Origin of the sequence: Gellertiella hungarica, assembly GCF_014197145.1 — a bacterium.
GTDB classification, from domain to species: domain Bacteria; phylum Pseudomonadota; class Alphaproteobacteria; order Rhizobiales; family Rhizobiaceae; genus Gellertiella; species Gellertiella hungarica.
In genome coordinates this window covers 128,318-145,701 of sequence record NZ_JACIEZ010000007.1, presented here as the reverse complement: position 1 = coordinate 145,701, position 17,384 = coordinate 128,318, and the positions used below count along the sequence as shown (strand labels likewise).

At 67.3% G+C, this 17,384-nt stretch carries 9 protein-coding genes; 4 read left to right on the top strand and 5 right to left on the bottom strand.

The genetic code is table 11. The annotated features are described in order from the left end of the window. Positions 1-119: 119 nt before the first annotated feature. From GGR23_RS16410 to GGR23_RS16400, 3 genes are all read left to right on the top strand, one after another. Complete coding sequence (locus GGR23_RS16410; protein WP_183367396.1) at positions 120-8,549, top strand: autotransporter-associated beta strand repeat-containing protein; 8,430 nt, start codon at positions 120-122, stop codon at positions 8,547-8,549. A gap of 22 nt (positions 8,550-8,571) precedes the next feature. Next, a complete protein-coding gene (locus tag GGR23_RS16405) occupies positions 8,572-9,105 on the top strand; it encodes an invasion associated locus B family protein (RefSeq protein ID WP_183367395.1) in 534 nt (177 codons plus the stop codon). Positions 9,106-9,431: 326 nt separating this feature from the next. Beyond that, complete coding sequence (locus GGR23_RS16400; protein ID WP_183367394.1) at positions 9,432-10,472, top strand: glutamine synthetase beta-grasp domain-containing protein; 1,041 nt, start codon at positions 9,432-9,434, stop codon at positions 10,470-10,472. A gap of 57 nt (positions 10,473-10,529) precedes the next feature. Here the strand turns inward: GGR23_RS16400 and GGR23_RS16395 are convergent, their stop codons facing one another. The 5 genes from GGR23_RS16395 to GGR23_RS16375 form a co-directional block, all read right to left on the bottom strand. After that, positions 10,530-10,886, bottom strand: coding sequence for an HNH endonuclease signature motif containing protein (locus tag GGR23_RS16395; RefSeq protein WP_183367393.1), 357 nt, complete (start codon positions 10,884-10,886; stop codon positions 10,530-10,532). Between the two features lie 386 nt (positions 10,887-11,272). Continuing rightward, positions 11,273-12,481, bottom strand: coding sequence for a plasmid replication protein RepC (gene repC, locus GGR23_RS16390; RefSeq protein WP_183367392.1), 1,209 nt, complete (start codon positions 12,479-12,481; stop codon positions 11,273-11,275). A gap of 162 nt (positions 12,482-12,643) precedes the next feature. Beyond that, entirely contained in the window at positions 12,644-13,678 is a 1,035-nt protein-coding gene (repB, locus tag GGR23_RS16385) for a plasmid partitioning protein RepB (protein ID WP_183367391.1), read from the bottom strand. Positions 13,679-13,733: 55 nt separating this feature from the next. Next, entirely contained in the window at positions 13,734-14,945 is a 1,212-nt protein-coding gene (gene repA, locus GGR23_RS16380) for a plasmid partitioning protein RepA (RefSeq protein ID WP_183367390.1), read from the bottom strand. Positions 14,946-15,187: 242 nt separating this feature from the next. Then, complete coding sequence (locus GGR23_RS16375) at positions 15,188-15,913, bottom strand: SH3 domain-containing protein (protein WP_183367389.1); 726 nt, start codon at positions 15,911-15,913, stop codon at positions 15,188-15,190. A 225-nt stretch (positions 15,914-16,138) separates the two neighbouring features. On the opposite strand from GGR23_RS16375, the gene cfa reads away from it, so the two are divergent. Continuing rightward, the gene (gene cfa, locus GGR23_RS16370; protein WP_183367388.1) at positions 16,139-17,290 is read left to right on the top strand and encodes a cyclopropane fatty acyl phospholipid synthase; all 1,152 of its coding nucleotides are present in this window, start codon (positions 16,139-16,141) and stop codon (positions 17,288-17,290) included. The last annotated feature ends 94 nt before the right edge of the window (positions 17,291-17,384 follow it).

Here is a 17,384-nt window from a genome sequence, read left to right as displayed (position 1 = left end):
TGCAAACTTTGGATTGGTAGGGGCACGGCGGCTCGGCGATAAGGCTTGAGCGGCCATCGGTGTCGCAAAGACGGTGGAGGCGTCGCGTTTTGCGTATGCCGGACGGGGTGCGGACATCGATGGCAAAGAAACGGTCTAAAAATATACACTCTCCGGTTGATTATATTGAGGGGCGCACCTCGATCCGCCGCGCGGCCTGGCTGTCGAGTGTCTCCCTTCTGGCGCTGGTGGCCACGGGCCTGCCCGCCACCGCAGCCGACGTGACGCTCGACGGCGGCACGACGACGATCAACGGGGCCGGCGGCGGCACCTACCCCTCGCCCTGGGTGATCGACGGCAACCTGACCGTCGGCGCCTCGGTGACCACCCGGCTCGAGATCAAGAACGGCGGTTTCGTCAGCAACGGCACCATGACCGTGGGCAAGGGCTCCGGCCCGATGGATTCCTCTCTCCTCGTCACGGGTGCGGGCTCACGCCTGGAAAACACCTATTTCAGCATCGCGGAGAGCAGCGACGGCTACATCCGGATCGAGAATGGCGCCGTGGTGCGGACGAACTGGCAGGCCATGGTGGGCGACCGCGACGGCGCCCACGGCTTCATCGGCGTCTATGGCCGGGGCACAGAATGGCGGGTGGACAGTAATCTCACCATCGGCAATTTCGGCATCGGCCAACTCAGTATCTCCGACGGCGCGCTCGTCCGTACCTTCCGGATCATGGTCGGCCAGGGCAATGACGGCACGGATTACGGCAGCGGCTCCGTCACGCTTACCGGGGATGCCACGGCGCGCGGCACGCTCGAAACGGCCATTTTCGAAACGGGACCCGGCAATCGCAGCCTGGTCTTCGAGGGCGGCATCCTCAGGGCCATGACGAGCAACAATGCCTTCCTGATGGGCAGCATGGAGCCCGAGATCCGCACCGGCGGAGCCTATATCGACAGCAACGGCCATGATGTCACCATCGGCACCGCCTTCCGGGGCCCGGGCGACCTGCACAAGATCGGCGCCGGAACGCTGACGCTCGCCGGGACCAATTACTTCCGCGGCAAGGCGATGGTCGAGGCGGGAACGCTGCTGCTCGACGGCAGCTACGGCGATTTCGATCCCCTCACCACCCCCGCCCAGGTCTTCGTCCAGCCGGGTGCGGCCTTCGGTGGCGCAGGCACGCTCGATGGCACCGCCACCTTCGACGACGGTGCGAGCCTCACCGGGCGAAGCGGCCGGCAGCTGACGGTCAATGGCGATCTTCTCCTCGCGCCGGGTTCCACCATCGATATCGCGCTGGCCGGCGCCTCCGCTGGTCCGCTCTTTTCCGTCGCGGGCAACCTTCGCCTCGACGGCACGCTCAACATCTCCGCCTCCCCCTACGGTCCCGGGCAGTACGGCCCCGGCATCTACAAGCTCTTCACCTATGGCGGATCGCTGATCGACGGGGGCCTCGCGCTCGGCAGCCTGCCAGTCGGCTCGACGCCGGACCAGTTCGCCCTCCAGACCGGCATTGCCGGGCAGGTGAACATCGTCCGCACCACGCTTGGCCTCGGCTACCGGTTCTGGGACGGGGCAAACCCCGCGCTCTACCAGAACGGCCAGATCGATGGCGGCAGCGGCACCTGGACGGCAAACGGGACAGGCTGGGCGGATCAGAACGATCTCGCGACGGGAACCTATGACAATCCGAGCTTCGCCGTCTTTCAGGGAAGCGCGGGCACCGTCACCGTCGACAATTCCGCAGGCGCCATCGGTGTCACCGGCCTGCAATTTGCCGTCAACGGTTACCAGCTCGCGGGCGATCCCGTCGAACTCCGGGGAAGCGGCGAAACCGTGGTCCGCGTCGGCGACGGCACTGTCATGGGCCAGCTGATGACCGCGACGGTCGCCTCGGCGCTGACCGGCGGTTCGGGCCTTTCGAAGACCGATCGGGGCACGCTTCTGCTCACCGGCGCCAACAGCTATGCGGGCGCCACCCGCATCGAGGGCGGCACGATCCGGGTGGATGGCGCGGGCACGCTCGGCGCCGGCACGGGGGCCCTATCGGTCGCGGCGGGCGCGAAGCTCGATCTTTTCGGTACGACGCAGCGGGTGGGCGACCTCTCCGGCGCCGGCACGATCACCGATACCAAGACCGGCTCCCCGCTGCTGGGCATTCTCGTTGCGGATCAGGCGGCGGATACCACCTTCACCGGACGCTTCCAGAACGGCGGCAAGGGCGTCTATTTCCGGAAGGAGGGGTCCGGCCGGCTGACGCTGACAGGGGCCAACACGCTCAACACGCTGGGGGTGGATGGCGGCGAGGTCGTGCTGTCGGGCGCAGGGGCAAGCCTGGCGGCCGCCTATTCCATCGATGCCGGCGCGCTTGGGCCCGGATTGATCCGCATCGAACAGGGAGCGACCGCCTCCTCGGATCTCATTCATGTGGCGACCTCGAGCGGCGCACCGGCCACCCTCACGATCGCGGATCCGGGCAGCGCGCTCACCACGCGCATCGCCGTGGTGGGTCTGCAGGCCGAGGGCAATCTCCGGGTCGAGAACGGCGGGCGGCTGACCACATCGGGCAATACCTTCTTCGGCATCGGCAGCGGCTTCGTCGGCCGCACGACGGTTACCGGCGCCGGTTCGCTCTGGACCAGTACCGGCAACATCATTCTCGGCCAGTCGGGCGAGGGCCAGCTGGTGATCGACAATGGCGGCGAGGTCGATGCCACCCTTGTCACCCTTGGCCAGGGAACCGGCAGCTTCGGCCAGACGACGGTGCGCGGCACCGCCGCCGCCCGCGGCGTCCTGACAGCCGGGGTCATCACGAGCGATACGGCGACGTCGAAGCTTCTCTTCGACGGCGGCATCCTGCGCCCGCAGGGGGATCAGACGGACCTGATCCGCGGCCTTGCAGCGGGCGAGGTGGAAATTGCCGCGGGTGGTCTCTACTACGACGACCGCGGCTACAACGTGACGATCAATCACGGGCTTACCGGAACCGGCGCGCTGGTGAAGCGCGGCGCGGGCACGCTGACGCTGACCGCCTACAACACCCAGACGGGTGGCCTGACCATCGAGGAAGGCACGCTGCGGCTCACCGGCCTTAATGGCGGCGTGAACACGTCAGGCGGACATCTCACCGTTGCCAGCGGCGCAACGCTGGCGCTTGGCGGCTCGAACCCTTTTTCCGTCGGATCGCTCAGCGGCGGCGGCACGATCACCAATTTCGCGGCCGGTACCCGCCGCTCCGTGGCCGTCAACCAGTCGGGCAACACCACTTTCTCCGGCAGCATCGTCAACGGACCCGGCGACGCGGACCTTCTGGTCTTCGGCACCGGCACGCTCACCCTGACCGGCAACAGCAATTACAGGCTGTCTGTGGCCGACCAGGGCAACCTTACGATTTCCGGCGGCGCCGATATCGTCAACGAGACGGTCTATGCCCGCTTCGGCTCGACGATCACGGTCGGCGGGCTGAACACGCGGCTTGCGACTGACCGGCTGGAGCTCGGCGATGCCGGCACGGGCACGCTCAAGGTCGAGAACAATGGCCGGGTGATCGCCGGCAGCGCCGTGAACATGAGCGGCAGCCTCAATCCGTCGGGCGTCGGCATCGTAGAGCTCAACGGCACGGCCGGGGCGCGCGGCTCGCTTGCGGCTCCCGGCCTCGTGCGCGGCATCGGACAGGCTTCGCTGCGCTTCAACGGCGGCACGCTGGTGGCGAACGCCCATGAAGCGGATTTCCTCAAGGGCTTCCAGGCGGGCGACATCACGATCGGCGCGGGCGGGGCCTTCATCGCCACCAATGGCTATTCGATCGGCATCGCCACGCCCTTTACCGGCGGGGGCGACATCACCAAGCAGGGCACCGGCACGCTGACGCTGTCGGGCCTCAACGATGCCAGCGCCGCCTATACGGGCGAGGCGACCGTTGCCGCCGGCACGCTTGCGATCACCGGCACCTTCGGCGATCCCCTCGGCGGGGCCGCAAGGGTCACCGCCGGCTTTTCCGGCACGCTGTCGGGTACAGGCCGGATTGCGGGCTCGGTCCTAGTCGATCACGGCGGCACGCTCCGGCAAACCGCAGGCCAGACGCTTCGCGTCGATGGCGATCTCGCCTTCGCCTCGAGCGGCATCCTTTCCGTCGGCCTCGGCGCGCCGGGCAATGCCGCGCTCGTCGATGTCGGCGGCGACGTGACGCTCGACGGGCGGCTCGACATTGCCGATACGGGCGGCTTCGGCACCGGCATCTACCGGCTGATGACCTATGGCGGGACGCTCACCGACCGGGGCATGAACATCGGCACGGTGCCAGGCGGCGCGCAAGCCGGTGCGCTTTCGGTGCAGACGGGTGTCGCAGGCACGGTAAACCTGGTCAATGCCGCGGGCCTCACCCTCGGCTTCTGGGATGGCGGCGCGCCATCCGGCCATTCCAACGGGCGGATCGAGGGCGGCTCCGGCACCTGGAGCATGGACACGGCAAGCGCCGGCCCCAACTGGACCGACCAGAACGGTGCGATCAACGGCGGCTACAACCCGAACCCCACCTATGCGGTCTTCTCCGGGACGGGCGGCACCGTGACGGTGGACGATGCGGGCGGCGCGATCGGCATCACCGGCATGCAGTTCGCCGCCGATGGCTACAGCCTCACCGGGGACGGCCTTTCCCTTCAGGGGGCAAGCGGCGAAACCGTGATCCGCGTCGGCGACGGCACGGCGGCGGGCTCTGCCATGACCGCCACGGTCGGCGCTGCGCTTTCCGGCGCCTCCCGGCTCATCAAGGACGATCTCGGCACGCTCGTGCTCTCGGGCATCAACACCTATTCCGGGGGCACCCAGATCAGGGGCGGCACGCTCCGCATCGCAGCGGACAATGCGCTCGGCGCTTCCGGCGGCAATCTGATCTTTTCCGGCGGCGCGCTTGAGATCGCCGGCAATCTCGACAGCCTGCGATCCGTTTCCATGCTGGGGCCGACAGGCGGCATCTTCAACGTCGCGGGGCCGGCGACGGCGAATTTCCGCGGCGTGATCTCGGGCGGCGCGCTGACGAAGCGCGGCGCGGGCACGCTCGGGCTCGGCGGGATCAACACCTATGCGGGCGGCACGCGGATCGAGGCGGGAACGCTGCGCCTCCTCGACGCCCGGGCCCTGGGTTCGGGGGCGATCCGGATGGCGGGCGGCACGACGCTCAGCTTTGCCTCCTCGCCCTATTCCAACCTCGGCACGGTGGCGCTCGACGGCAACGTGACCTTCGCCGTCGATGCGGGACAGGATGCCGGGCTTTACCGGACCATTTCGGGCAATGCGGGTTTCGAGAAAACCGGCGCCGGCACGCTCAGCCTTTACGGCGACAACAGCTTCACCGGCAATGTCCGGGTGCGCCAGGGCCGCCTCTGGCTCGACAACTGGAGCCGGACCGCCAACCGGTCGCTTGCCGATACCGCAAGGCTGACGGTGGATGCGGGCGCGCGGGTCGATTTCCAGCAGAGCGAAACCTTCGGCGAGCTCACCGGCGGGGGCCTTGCCGACATCACCTGGGCGGGGCCTGACGGGATCACCGTCGGCACGAGCGGCGGCGACTTCACCTTCGCCGGCAATCTCTCCGGCATGGCGCCGCTCTCCTCCGGCTACGGCCTGCAGAAGGTCGGCGCGGGCACCTTCATGCTTTCGGGCGCGAGCGATACGGACCACGCAATCCGGGTCGGCGGCGGGCGCCTGAGGGTCGACGGCTCCATCGACAGCCGCCGCATCGAGGTCGCGGGCGGTGCTTCGCTTGCCGGCACGGGCCGGATCGCCGGCACGGTCACGGTGGAAAACGGCGGCAGGCTCGAAGGCCGCGCCGGCCAGACGATGCGGCTCGGCGCGCTCTCCCTTTCCGGCGGCGCCATCCTCGACGTCGCACTCGGCACGCCCTCGGCAGTGGCGCTCTTCGATATCGGCGGCGACGTGACGCTCGACGGGCGGCTCGACATTTCCGATGCCGGCGGCTTCAGCGCGGGCGTCTACCGGATCCTCTCCTATGGCGGCAGCCTGACGGACAACGGCCTAGAGATCGGCGCGATCCCCTCCTCCGGCGAGCGCGACAGCCTGGCGGTGCAGACCGCCATTTCCGGGCAGGTCAACCTGGTATCCACCAAGGGTGCGGCGCTGGCCTTCTGGGACGGCGGAAACGCCGCCCTCCACGGCAACCAGCGGATCGACGGCGGCGACGGCAGCTGGAGCATCGGCACCCGCAACTGGACCGATGCAGCCGGCATCCGCAATGGCGGCTATGGCCCCTCCCCTTCCTTCGCGATCTTCGGCGGCACCGGCGGCACGGTGCGCGTGGACAATGGCGGCGGCGCGGTCCGCGCGACCGGCCTGCAGTTCGCGGCGGACGGCTACCGCCTCGCCGGCGGTCCCCTTTCCCTTGAAGGCGCGGGCGGCGAGACCGTCATCCGCGTCGGTGACGGCACGGCGGCGGGGGCTGCCATGACGGCAACCATCTCCGCCGCCCTTCAGGGCGATACGGATCTGGTGAAGGACGACCGGGGCACGCTGGTTCTTTCGGGCGCGAACAGCTACGGCGGCGACACGCGGGTGCGGGCGGGAACGCTTGTGGGCACGGCGGCCTCGATCCGCGGCGACCTCGGCAATGCCGGGACGGTTGTCTTCGATCAGGCGACCGATGGCCGCTTTGCCGGCACGATCGGCAGCCTCGGCGGCGTTTCCGGCACCATGATCAAACGTGGCGCGGGACGCCTTGTCCTTGGCGGCGCGTCGAGCCTCGACTGGACGGTGGAAGCCGGCGAGCTGCGCTCGGCAACCGCCCGCTTCCAGGGCGACATCGCGCTCGGCGCGGCCGGGCGCTTCACCTTCGACCAGGCGGAGGCAGGCAGCTATGCCGGCGATCTCACGGGCACGGGGCGCTTCTCCGTCACCGGCGGCGGCACGGTCACGCTCACCGGCGATGCCACGGGGTTTGCCGGCACGACCGACGTCACCGGTGCAACGCTCGTCGTCGACCGGGAGCTCGGCGGATCGGCCCGGATCGGCAGGGGCGGCCGTCTCTCCGGCATCGGCACGGTCGGCTCCGGAGCGGGATCGGTCGTGACCATCGGGGATGGCGGCACCGTCGCCCCCGGTCACTCGCCGGGCATGCTGACGGTGGATGGCGATCTGGTGATGGAAAAGGGCGGCCGCTACGAGGTGGAGGCAGCACCGGGCGTCGGCGCGGCGGATATCATCCGCGTGACCGGCTCGGCCAGGCTTCTCGGCGGCACCGTCGCCCATATCGGCGCGACAGGCGGCTACGATCCCGCAGCCGCCTACCGCATCCTCACCGCCGATGGCGGGATATCAGGACGTTTCGACCGGGTGACCTCCGACTTCGCCTTCCTCGACGCCTCGCTCCTCTACGATGCGAAGGACATTCGCCTGACGCTCACGCGGAACGGCACGGCCTTCGAGGATGTCGCGGCGAGCCGCAACCAGCGCGCCACCGCCCGGGCCCTGGACGGCCTTTCCCCCGGCGACCGGCTTCACGACCGGATCGTCCAGCTCGACGCCAGGACGGCCCGGATCGCCTTCGACCAGCTTTCGGGCGAGATCCACGCATCCACCGCAACGGGCCTCATCGAGGACAGCCGCCATGTGCGCGGCGCGATCAACGACCGGCTGCGCGCCGCCTTCGGCGAGACCTCGGGCCGCAGCGCTCCCGTCATCGCCTATGGCCCGGACGGCTCGTTCGCCAGTGCGGCCGCCGACGATCAGGGACCGGTCTTCTGGAGCGCCGGCTTCGGCTCCTGGGGCGAGACGGAGAGCGACGGAAATGCCGCCGCGCTTGCCCGCTCGACCAGGGGTCTGCTCTTCGGCGCCGATGCGCTCTTCCTCGACCGGTGGCGGATCGGCCTTCTCGGCGGCTACAGCCATTCCGGCTTCGAGGCGGCGGACCGGCTCTCGGAGGCGAATGCCGACAGCTATCACGCGGGCCTCTATGCCGGCACGATGCTCGGCGGCGTTTCGCTGCGCACGGGACTGGCCTATGCCTGGCACGACATCGATACCCGTCGCGGCATCGACTTTACCGGCCTTTCCGAGGCGCTTGCGGCAGAGTACGGCGCCTCCAGCCTCCAGGCCTTCGGCGAGGTGGCCTATGCGGTGGACCTCGGCAATCTCCGCCTCGAACCCTTCGCCAATCTCGCCCATGTGCGGCTGAACGGCGATAGCTGGCGCGAGACCGGCGGCATCGGCGCGCTTTCCGGCGATGGCGACGCGCAGGGCGTGACCTTCTCGACCCTCGGCCTTCGGGGAGAACGGGAGATCGGGCTCGGGGAAGCGACCGGCACGCTCCATGGGACGATCGGCTGGCGTCATGCGATGGGCGATACGGTGCCCCGATCCACCCACGGCTTTGCCGGCTCCGACCTCTTCACCGTCGGCGGTGCCCCGATCGCCCGCGACAGCCTCCTCATCGAAGCCGGCCTCGGCTTCGACTTCACACCGGCGGCCACGCTGGAACTTTCCTATACCGGCCAGCTTTCAGGCGATGCACGCGACCATGGCGTGAAGGCCGAACTCAATGTCAGGTTCTGAAATGCAGAGAAAAACGTCCCCCATGACGAGATCCGCAACCGCCACCCTTCTTTTCCTCGGCCTTTCCCTCATGCCCGCAAGGGCCGAGGACAAGGCGCCCGTGGCCGGGCTTCCCGGCGGCGCCTCCTCGCTGCAGGAGAGCTATGGCGACTGGAGCGTCGCCTGCCGGATGATCGAAAACACCCGCCAGTGCGCCGTTTCCCAGCAGCAGATGCAGCAGAACGGCCAGCGGGTGCTGGCGATCGAGGTGCGCGAAGGAAAGGCGGATGCGCTGGAGGCTACGCTCGTCCTGCCCTTCGGCCTTCTCCTCGATGCGGGCATCACCCTTGCGGTGGACGAGGATGCGGCGGGCGAAGCGCTTCGCTTCAGCACCTGCATCCCCGCGGGCTGCCTCGTGCCGGCCACCTTCGATGCCGCCCTGACGGAGCGGCTCAGAAGCGGCAAGGTGCTGAAGCTCGGCGGAACGAGCGCCGACGGGCAGAAGACGCCCCTTTCGGTCTCGCTGAACGGTTTCGCAGCAGCCATCGACCGCCTGAAGGCGCTGATGGCGCCGTAAGGGCCTTTCCGATACGGCCCGATGTCAACGGGGCGCGCGGCCTTGCCCAGGCAGCGCGCCCCTTTTTCGTGCTGCCGCGGGTAATTGCTGCCTCAAAGCCCGGCAGGCTTGCCTATTTTTTGTGCACGTTCCGCTCGCAGCGAGGCGCTGCGTGATGCCCGGGCAGTGCAGAGGCATGGCCGAGTGCCCGGATTCGGTATTTTTCGCGTCGTTCCGCCGCAGGGGCGGCATCTGGCACGGTTCCTGCAACTCTTGTGGGCGGCGGTTGTCGGGCACGGAAGAATGCCCGGGGCCATAGTGGAATCCAGCGTCACGTGAGAGAAAAAATGACCAAGTTCAAGCTCGAGTACATCTGGCTCGATGGATACAAGCCCACCCCGAACCTGCGCGGCAAGACCCTGATCAAGGAATTCGAGTCCTTCCCGACTCTCGAGCAGCTGCCGAACTGGGGCTTCGATGGCTCGTCCACCCAGCAGGCCGAAGGCAACAGCTCCGATTGCGTTCTGAAGCCCGTCGCCGTCTATCCCGATCCGGTCCGCACCAATGGCGTGCTGGTTCTCTGCGAAGTCATGATGCCCGACGCCAAGACGCCGCATCCCTCCAACACCCGCGCCACCATCCTGGACGACGAGGACGCCTGGTTCGGTTTCGAGCAGGAATACTTCTTCTACAAGAACGGCCGTCCGCTCGGCTTCCCGGAAACCGGCTTCCCCGCACCGCAGGGCCCCTACTACACCGGCGTCGGCTACAGCAATGTCGGCGACATCGCCCGCCAGATCGTCGAGGAACACCTGGACATCTGCCTCGCCGCCGGCCTCAACCATGAAGGCGTGAATGCCGAAGTCGCCAAGGGCCAGTGGGAATTCCAGATCTTCGGAAAGGGCTCCCGCAAGGCTGCCGACGAAATCTGGCTCGCCCGCTACCTGATGCAGCGCCTGACCGAAAAATACGGCATCGACATCGAATATCACTGCAAGCCGCTCGGCGACACCGACTGGAACGGCTCGGGCATGCATGCCAACTTCTCGACCCGGTACATGCGCGAAGTGGGCGGCAAGGCCTATTTCGAAAGCCTGATGGCTGCCTTTGCGGAAGCCCGCGAAGACCACATCGCCGTCTATGGCCCGGACAACCACATGCGCCTCACCGGCAAGCATGAAACCGCCTCGATCCACCAGTTCAGCTGGGGCGTTGCCGACCGCGGCGCGTCGATCCGCGTCCCGCACAGCTTCGTCAACAACGGCTACCGCGGCTATCTGGAAGACCGTCGCCCGAACTCCCAGGGCGACCCCTACCAGATCGCTTCGCAGATCCTGAAGACGATCTCCACCGTTCCCACCGACGTGGAAGCCCAGAAGGCCGCCTGATACGGCATTCAAGGCCAGAAACCGGAAAGCGCCCCGTGATCCCGCGGGGCGCTTTTTTCATTTTCCCTGGTCCTGCCCCCTCCCCTCGCGCAGGCGGCGGCTCTTCTTCACCCCGTCGCTGTAGTCCGGCGGCTTCTTCCGGATCCAGGCGACGAATTTCTGCATTTCGGGATGGGCAAGAATGGCCTCGACCGAGTGGTAGTCCCTCGCCAGCTCTCTTTCGGTAAAGAGCGCGTGGATCTGCCGGTGGCATATGCGGTGGAGGTCCTCCGTCACGCGCCCTCCCCTGCTTTTCGGAACGAGATGATGGGCGTCGCGCTGGCTTTCCGGGATGGGTCGCTCGCAGATCGGGCAGACGGGCGGCGGCGGCGCCTCGTACCAGGACTTGACCTCGATACGGTTTCGGCGCGGCATGACTGAGCTTCTCCCCTCGCTGCGTTGCGGAGACTGCCCGCCCCCGCATCCTCGCCAAAGATGACGCGGGAGAGGAAAAGGTCAAGCGGTTCGCACCGCCAGACACCGGCCCGCACCGCAAACGAAAAAGCCCGACGCGGGAGGAGGTGCGTCGGGCTTCTCGATCATGACCATCGGCTTGGGAGGAGGAGCGCCGGTGGTCGCCGCAAGGGGTTTGGGAGGAGGAGGACCCGCTTGCTGATGATCAAGATATTGTTGCAGCGCACACTTCACAACTACGATTTTCGCATTGCAGCAATGCAGGAAATGCAGCGCTGCCCGCCCGCCGCCGATCCCGTCCTGTGACCGGCGAGTTTACTGCCGTAAACCGCGAGGCCGGACAAGGATCAGGATGCCTGCCGGATGCCTCCGCCACGCCCGCGCAGCGCCGCCATCAGCATCGGCCCGACGGAGAATTCGCCCCGCGCCGCCCGCCGCGACAGGTCGCGCAGATAACCGCCCGCCGACTGGATCTCGTTCGCCCGCTCCAGAATGCAGGCCATGGCAATCGCCGCATTTTCCGGCCCCATGACCTCGCAGGCTTCCTGATAGGCCGAGGGGCTGACGCCCAGCATGGTGCGCACCACCACCGCCGCCGCCATCAGGTCGCGCCAGGACTTGACCGCCCCTTCCGGTCCGTAATCGGCAATATCGGGGCAGGCAGACAGCACCAGGCCAAGCGGGAAGGTCTTCGGCGGCACGGCCAGCCCCTTCCGTTCGGGCCCCGGCCTTTCGCCCTGCTCTTTTTCGAAGAGCTGTTCAGATTCATGGGTGGATTCGGTGTTTGAATTCTGTATGTGCCGCTCATCCTGTAAGGGATTGCCGCTTGGAATCTGCGAAAGTGCGATAGTTTCCAGCTGGTTGACGATTTCCTCCCGGAGCGCCTCCATGGCATCGAGCGCTGCCATGACATCCGATGCGGAAGGCTTCCGGCCAAGGCCGGCCAGGATGGTCCGGTGCTCTTCCAGCGCCATCGTCCAGTCGCCCGGAGCCCCCTCTTCCAGAGCTGCCTCGATCAGCTTGGACACGTCCCGGCGCGCGATCGTCAGCCGTTCCCTGAGCCGCTGGAAGGCCAGCCGTTCGGCAACCACATCCGCGGCCAGCCGCTCGATTTCGTCTGCCCGGGCCAGAAGCGGCGCGAGGGAAAAGCCGAAGGCCTCGTCCAGCGCCCCCTCGCCGTCCCGGCGGGCATAGCGCTTGCCATTGGCACTGTCCTTGCGCAGGATCAGCCCCGCCTCAACGAGTGCCGCGAGATGCCGGCGGATGGTCGCTTCGGCCATGCCGTTGGCCCGCAGCGAAAGCTGGGCATTGGAGGGAAACACAACCAGGCCATCGCCGGCCGCCAGCTCTGCCTTCGGATAGAAGGAGAGCAGCGCATTCAGCAGGGCCAGCGCCCGGTCGGTGATGCCGAGCCGCGGGCGCGCCTCGCAGAGCGCTCGGAAGAGTTTCCATTTGTCGGCGGTGCGGTCGGGCGCGATCTCCCGTCCGCGCACCTGGCTTGCAAGCATGCCAAGCGTCATCGGCCGCCGCCCGAAGGGCGTCGTCACGCTTTCCATCTGTCTTTTCCTTCACCTTTTCAAAGGCAAAAGAAATCTGCTCGCCGAACGACGCCTAAACGCTTGACAGGGATTCGTGGAAATGAGATTCTCAGGCTGCTTACACCATTGAGAAGGGCTTCCACGGCGGTTTCGTTGCGGGGGCCTTTTTCTTTTGCGGGTTCAGTCTCCGTTGCTGTTGGCGTTCTCGCGCTCGAAGGCCTCGTAGAGCCGGTCGAGCTGCGCGGTGAGATAGGCGCCGAAATCCGCCGCGCGGGCAGCCTTCAGCGCAATCGTGAATGTCTTTCCGTCGTCGGCGATCTTCGCCTTGACCGCACCATCGGGACGCGCCCAGTCCTTCCGGACGGTGGCGGGGCGGGATGGCGCCGCCTCGGCCGGCTCCTTCAGGAAGCGCAGGAGAAGCAGGAAGCGCTCCTCCAGGGTCTTCGCGGTGCGATAGGGACGCTGGTTCATGAAATGGCGGGCACGCTGGTCGGCACCGGGCGTGTCGAAGAGCGTCGCAAGCTCGTGCCAGCGGTCGCGCCCGATGCCGCGGGCGAGATCGAGCGAATGCAGGATGTCGCCCGGAATGCGGTTGCAGACGGAAAGCATCTTGGACAGCGTCGTCTTGTCCAGCCCGAGCGCCGTCATCATCACCTCGCGGCTGAAGCCTCTCTGCTCAAGCCGGGAGGCAAAGAGCGCCCGCTCGATGAAGGAGAGATCGGCGCGGGCGGAGTTCTCCTGCCCCTGGGCAATCACATGCTCCGTATCGGAAAGGGGCTTCACCACCGCCTTGACGGGAATGCCGAGCTCGCGCGCGGCGCGGGCGCGCCGGTGACCGAAGGCAATCTGGTAGAGGTTCGGCTTGTCGGGATGGGGCCGCACGAGGATCGGCGAATCCTGCCCCCGCTCGCGGATCGCCTCCACCAGCTGGCGGAAGGCTTCCTCGTCGTCGCCGATGCGGTCGCTGACGAAGGAGTTCTCGATCTGCACGGGATCGAGATCCACGATCACCGCGCCGGCGGCCAGCTGCGCCTCGAGCCGCCCGGCGGCCTCGGCCTTGGCGGCCAGCGCGTCGATGCTGCGCGTGACGGCGCCGAGCGCGCCCAGCCCGCGCGGCGGGACGGCGGATTTGGTCTCCGGGGCCACCGGCGGAAGCTCAGCCGGCTGCGGACGGTTCTGGTCGAGCAGGCCGCTCAGGATGTTCTTGCGCGCCATGCTGCCCTCCCTTCCCGGTGGTCAAGTTTACCGCAGTAAACTGTCTCGCCCCTCTTCATTTGCGCCCCCATGCCTTGTGGATAAGGTCGAGGATTTCCCCGTTGACGGCGTCCATGGATTCCAGCGCCCGGTCATAGGTCGCGCGGGTAAACTGCTGGCGCTCGATCTCGTAAAGCGTCTGGTTCGTCAGCGCGGCATCGGAGATGGCAACGCTGCGAAGCATCGGATTGGTGAGCACGTGATGGCGGAACATCGCCCGCATGAAGGCCACCATCTGCGTCTGCGGTCCGTCCTGCGGATCGTAGCGGGTGATCAGGTAGCGCAGCCAGTCGAGCTTCATGTTGCCGCCGGCGCCCTTCAGCGTGTTGAGCACCTCGCCCAGCATCTGCAGGAACTGGCACATGGACATCACGTCGAGCATCTGCGGATGCACGGTGATCAGCACCGCCGTCGCCGCGCAGATGGCGCTCATGGTCAGGAAGCCGAGCTGCGGCGGGCAGTCGATCACCACCACGTCGTAGTCATCGGAGACGGAGGCCAGCGCCTCGTCGAGACGCGCGAAGAAGATCCGGCCATAATCGGCCGAATGGCCCTGGGCGAGAATGCGCGGCGTATCGTGCTCGAATTCCATCAGCTCGAGATTGCCGGGCACGATGTCGAGGCCGGGGAAATTGGTCTTGCGGATGACGTCCTTCAGCGGCCGGCGCTCCTCGTCGTAGCGGATCGCCGCATAGAGCGTCTCGTTCTCGCCGAGATCGAATTCGGGCTGCAGGCCGTGGATGGCCGAGAGGGAGGCCTGCGGATCCAGATCGACCGCCAGCACCCGATGGCCGGTGAGGGCGAGATACTGGGCCAGATGGGCCGCCGAAGTGGTCTTGCCCGAACCGCCCTTGAAATTGACGACCGCGATGACCTGCAGATGCTCGCCTTCGCGGCGATGGGGCACGTAGCGGCTGCCACGGCCATTCTCGTCGAGGAAGGCCCGCATCTCCTGAAGCTGCTCGGCGGTATAGGAACGCCGCCCGGAGGGAGTGACCTGGGGCAGGGGGCCCTTGCCCTCCAGCGACAGGTTGCGCAGATAGCCGCTGGTGACGCCGAGGAAGCGGGCCGCTTCCGCAAGCTGGAACGGACGCAGGCCCTTCTGGGCGCGCGGGGGGAACATCTCCAGACGATGCTGCTTCAGCTTGTCGGAGAGTTCACGGGCCTGCGCGATGATCAGCTGGTCGACGTCTGAAACCGCTGACGTGACCGGGGACGACATATTCATGTTTTTCTCTAAGATGCGTTTTCAACGCGATAACGCGCTTCAAATCGCATTTAGAACCGATTCTCCCGGCGTGACAAGGAATTTAGGGTTAACAGAACCTTAACTCCAGCGATTCCCGGCGCATTTGCCACAACCGCACGGGGTGGCGGGCAGGGGGAGGGGGGCCTGCGCCCCCTCTCAGCTACCAGCCTCGCGCTCCCGAAGAGGGGAGGGGAGGCCGAATCGGCGACGCCCGTCCCGGCCTATTCCCGCAGGAAGCGGCCTGCGGCCCAGCCGATCGAGCCGTCGCGCAGTTCCACCCGGCACCAGCGCGTCGGGCCGGTCATGCGGCAGCCGAGATTGCGAAGCCGCATGCCGTTGGCGGCCCGGGCAACGATCGGGGCGCTGGCGCTGGGGCGGGCGCGGATGTTCAGGAGATCGCCCGGCGCGACATTGGACACCCGCCAGTAATCGGGGCCGCCGGCAAGCCCGTCGGCATAGTCCGGATCGCCGAGACCCGGATCGACCACATCCACATCGGGCGCGCCGGTGATGCCGACCGTCAGGGCGTAATCGGCAATCTCGCCGCGCCGCGCGGCGTTGCGGATCAGATAGACCTCGACGAAGAAATTGCCGCTGCGCGGGATCAGCAGCTGCACGCGATTGCCGTCGATGGCGCCCATGTGCAGCGGCTCGCCGCCGGGCCGGGTGCCGAGACTGAAGGTGGCGGAGGGATTGTTGGTGCGCATCGTGATCGAGAGGCGCTGGCCGGCCGAGGCCGCGAAGCGGTAGATGACGCTTTCCCGCCCGCGAATGGAATCGCGAATGGTGCGGCTGGATGCACCGCGGGCAAAGGCAAGGTTCTCCATGCGCTGCTCCTGCGCGGCAGCGGGCGACGACAGCGGCGGCAGGAGGGGAGCGCTGCCGAGGATGAGAAGGCTGGCAAGGGCGGCGCGGGCGATCCGGGCTGCACGGGTTTGTCTCGACATCTGTCTTCCTTTCGTCTTCCGGAGGCCGTTCGTGCCGTCCGCCTCGCTGGAGTTTTGCACGCCGGACGTGCCTTTTCCAGAACCCTCCCGCGGCGGGCACGCCATCGCGCCATGAAAAAATTTTCGCGCCGGCCCGGAACCTTTCGCCCGCCTCGGCGTTCTGACCCGCGTTATTCCGCCTTCATGCCCACATCGATCACAATCGCTCTCGGGAAGGTTCTGGAAATGCACGGCATATCGCTTGCCTATAACGGCCACGCCGACTCCCCCTCGCTCGTCTCCACCGTATCCGAATGGCTCGAAAGCGCCGACATCCGCCTCAACGGCACCCGACCGTGGGACATGCGCCTCCACGGTTCGGGCGCCCTGAAACAGGCGCTTGCCCGCGGCAGCCTCGGGCTGGGCGAGGCCTATATGGACGGGCTCTGGGATGCGGAGCGGCTGGACGAATTCTTCCACCGCCTCATCCGGGCGCGGATCGACGAGAAGGTGAAGCCCCTGGCGCTGCTGCTGCCGGCGCTGAAGGCGCGGTTCTTCAATCTGCAGACCATTGCCCGCGCCTTCGAGGTGGGGCGGGTGCATTACGACCTCGGCAACGACTTCTACGAGGCCATGCTCGATCGCCGCATGACCTATACCTGCGGATACTGGGCGGATGCGGCCAGCCTCGACGCGGCGCAGGAGGCCAAGCTCGAGCTCATCTGCCGCAAGCTCGACCTCCGGCCCGGCATGCGGCTTCTCGACATCGGCAGCGGCTGGGGAAGCCTTCTGTCCTATGCCAGCGAGCGCTATGGCGTGACGGGCGTGGGCGTGACCATTTCCGGCGAGCAGGCCGCCTGGTGCCGGAAGCGCTACCGCCATCTGCCGCTCGAGTTCCGGCTGCAGGACTACCGCGACCTGAACGAGCGCTTCGACCGCATCGCGAGCGTCGGCATGTTCGAGCATGTGGGCCACAAGAACCACCGGGACTACATGCAGGTTGCCCGCCGCTGCCTGCGCGACGACGGGCTCTTCCTGCTGCACACCATCGGCAAGAACCGCACCGAGACGGCGCCCGACCCCTGGATCGACCGCTACATCTTCCCGAACGGGGACCTGCCCTCGATCGCGCAGATCGCGGACGCCGCAGCACCCCATTTCGTCGTCGAGGACCTGCACAATTTCGGCGCGGACTACGACCGCACGCTGATGGCCTGGCACGAGAACTTCGAGGCGGCGTGGCCGCGCTTCGCAGACCGGCTCGGCGAGCGCTTCCATCGCATGTGGCGCTATTATCTGCTGTCCTGCGCCGGCGCCTTCAGGGCGCGCAGCGTGCAGCTGTGGCAGGTGGTGCTGAGCCCGGAAGGCGTTGCCGGCGGCTACCGCCGCCCCGCCTGAGGCGAAAGCAAAAAGCCTCCGCATCCGGGGGCACTGGATGCGGAGGCTGGAAGCGGCGGGACGGATCTGAGCGGACATTGAGCCGCCCCAGCCG

What these genes read in the sequence shown, in the direction of transcription:
- GGR23_RS16410 (WP_183367396.1), top strand. Translation starts at nt 120, where the DNA reads ATGGCAAAGAAACGGTCTAAAAATATACACTCTCCGGTTGATTATATT.
- GGR23_RS16405 (WP_183367395.1), top strand. Translation starts at nt 8,572, where the DNA reads ATGACGAGATCCGCAACCGCCACCCTTCTTTTCCTCGGCCTTTCCCTC.
- GGR23_RS16400 (WP_183367394.1), top strand. Translation starts at nt 9,432, where the DNA reads ATGACCAAGTTCAAGCTCGAGTACATCTGGCTCGATGGATACAAGCCC.
- GGR23_RS16395 (WP_183367393.1), bottom strand. Translation starts at nt 10,886, where the DNA reads ATGCCGCGCCGAAACCGTATCGAGGTCAAGTCCTGGTACGAGGCGCCG.
- repC (WP_183367392.1), bottom strand. Translation starts at nt 12,481, where the DNA reads ATGGAAAGCGTGACGACGCCCTTCGGGCGGCGGCCGATGACGCTTGGC.
- repB (WP_183367391.1), bottom strand. Translation starts at nt 13,678, where the DNA reads ATGGCGCGCAAGAACATCCTGAGCGGCCTGCTCGACCAGAACCGTCCG.
- repA (WP_183367390.1), bottom strand. Translation starts at nt 14,945, where the DNA reads ATGAATATGTCGTCCCCGGTCACGTCAGCGGTTTCAGACGTCGACCAG.
- GGR23_RS16375 (WP_183367389.1), bottom strand. Translation starts at nt 15,913, where the DNA reads ATGTCGAGACAAACCCGTGCAGCCCGGATCGCCCGCGCCGCCCTTGCC.
- cfa (WP_183367388.1), top strand. Translation starts at nt 16,139, where the DNA reads ATGCACGGCATATCGCTTGCCTATAACGGCCACGCCGACTCCCCCTCG.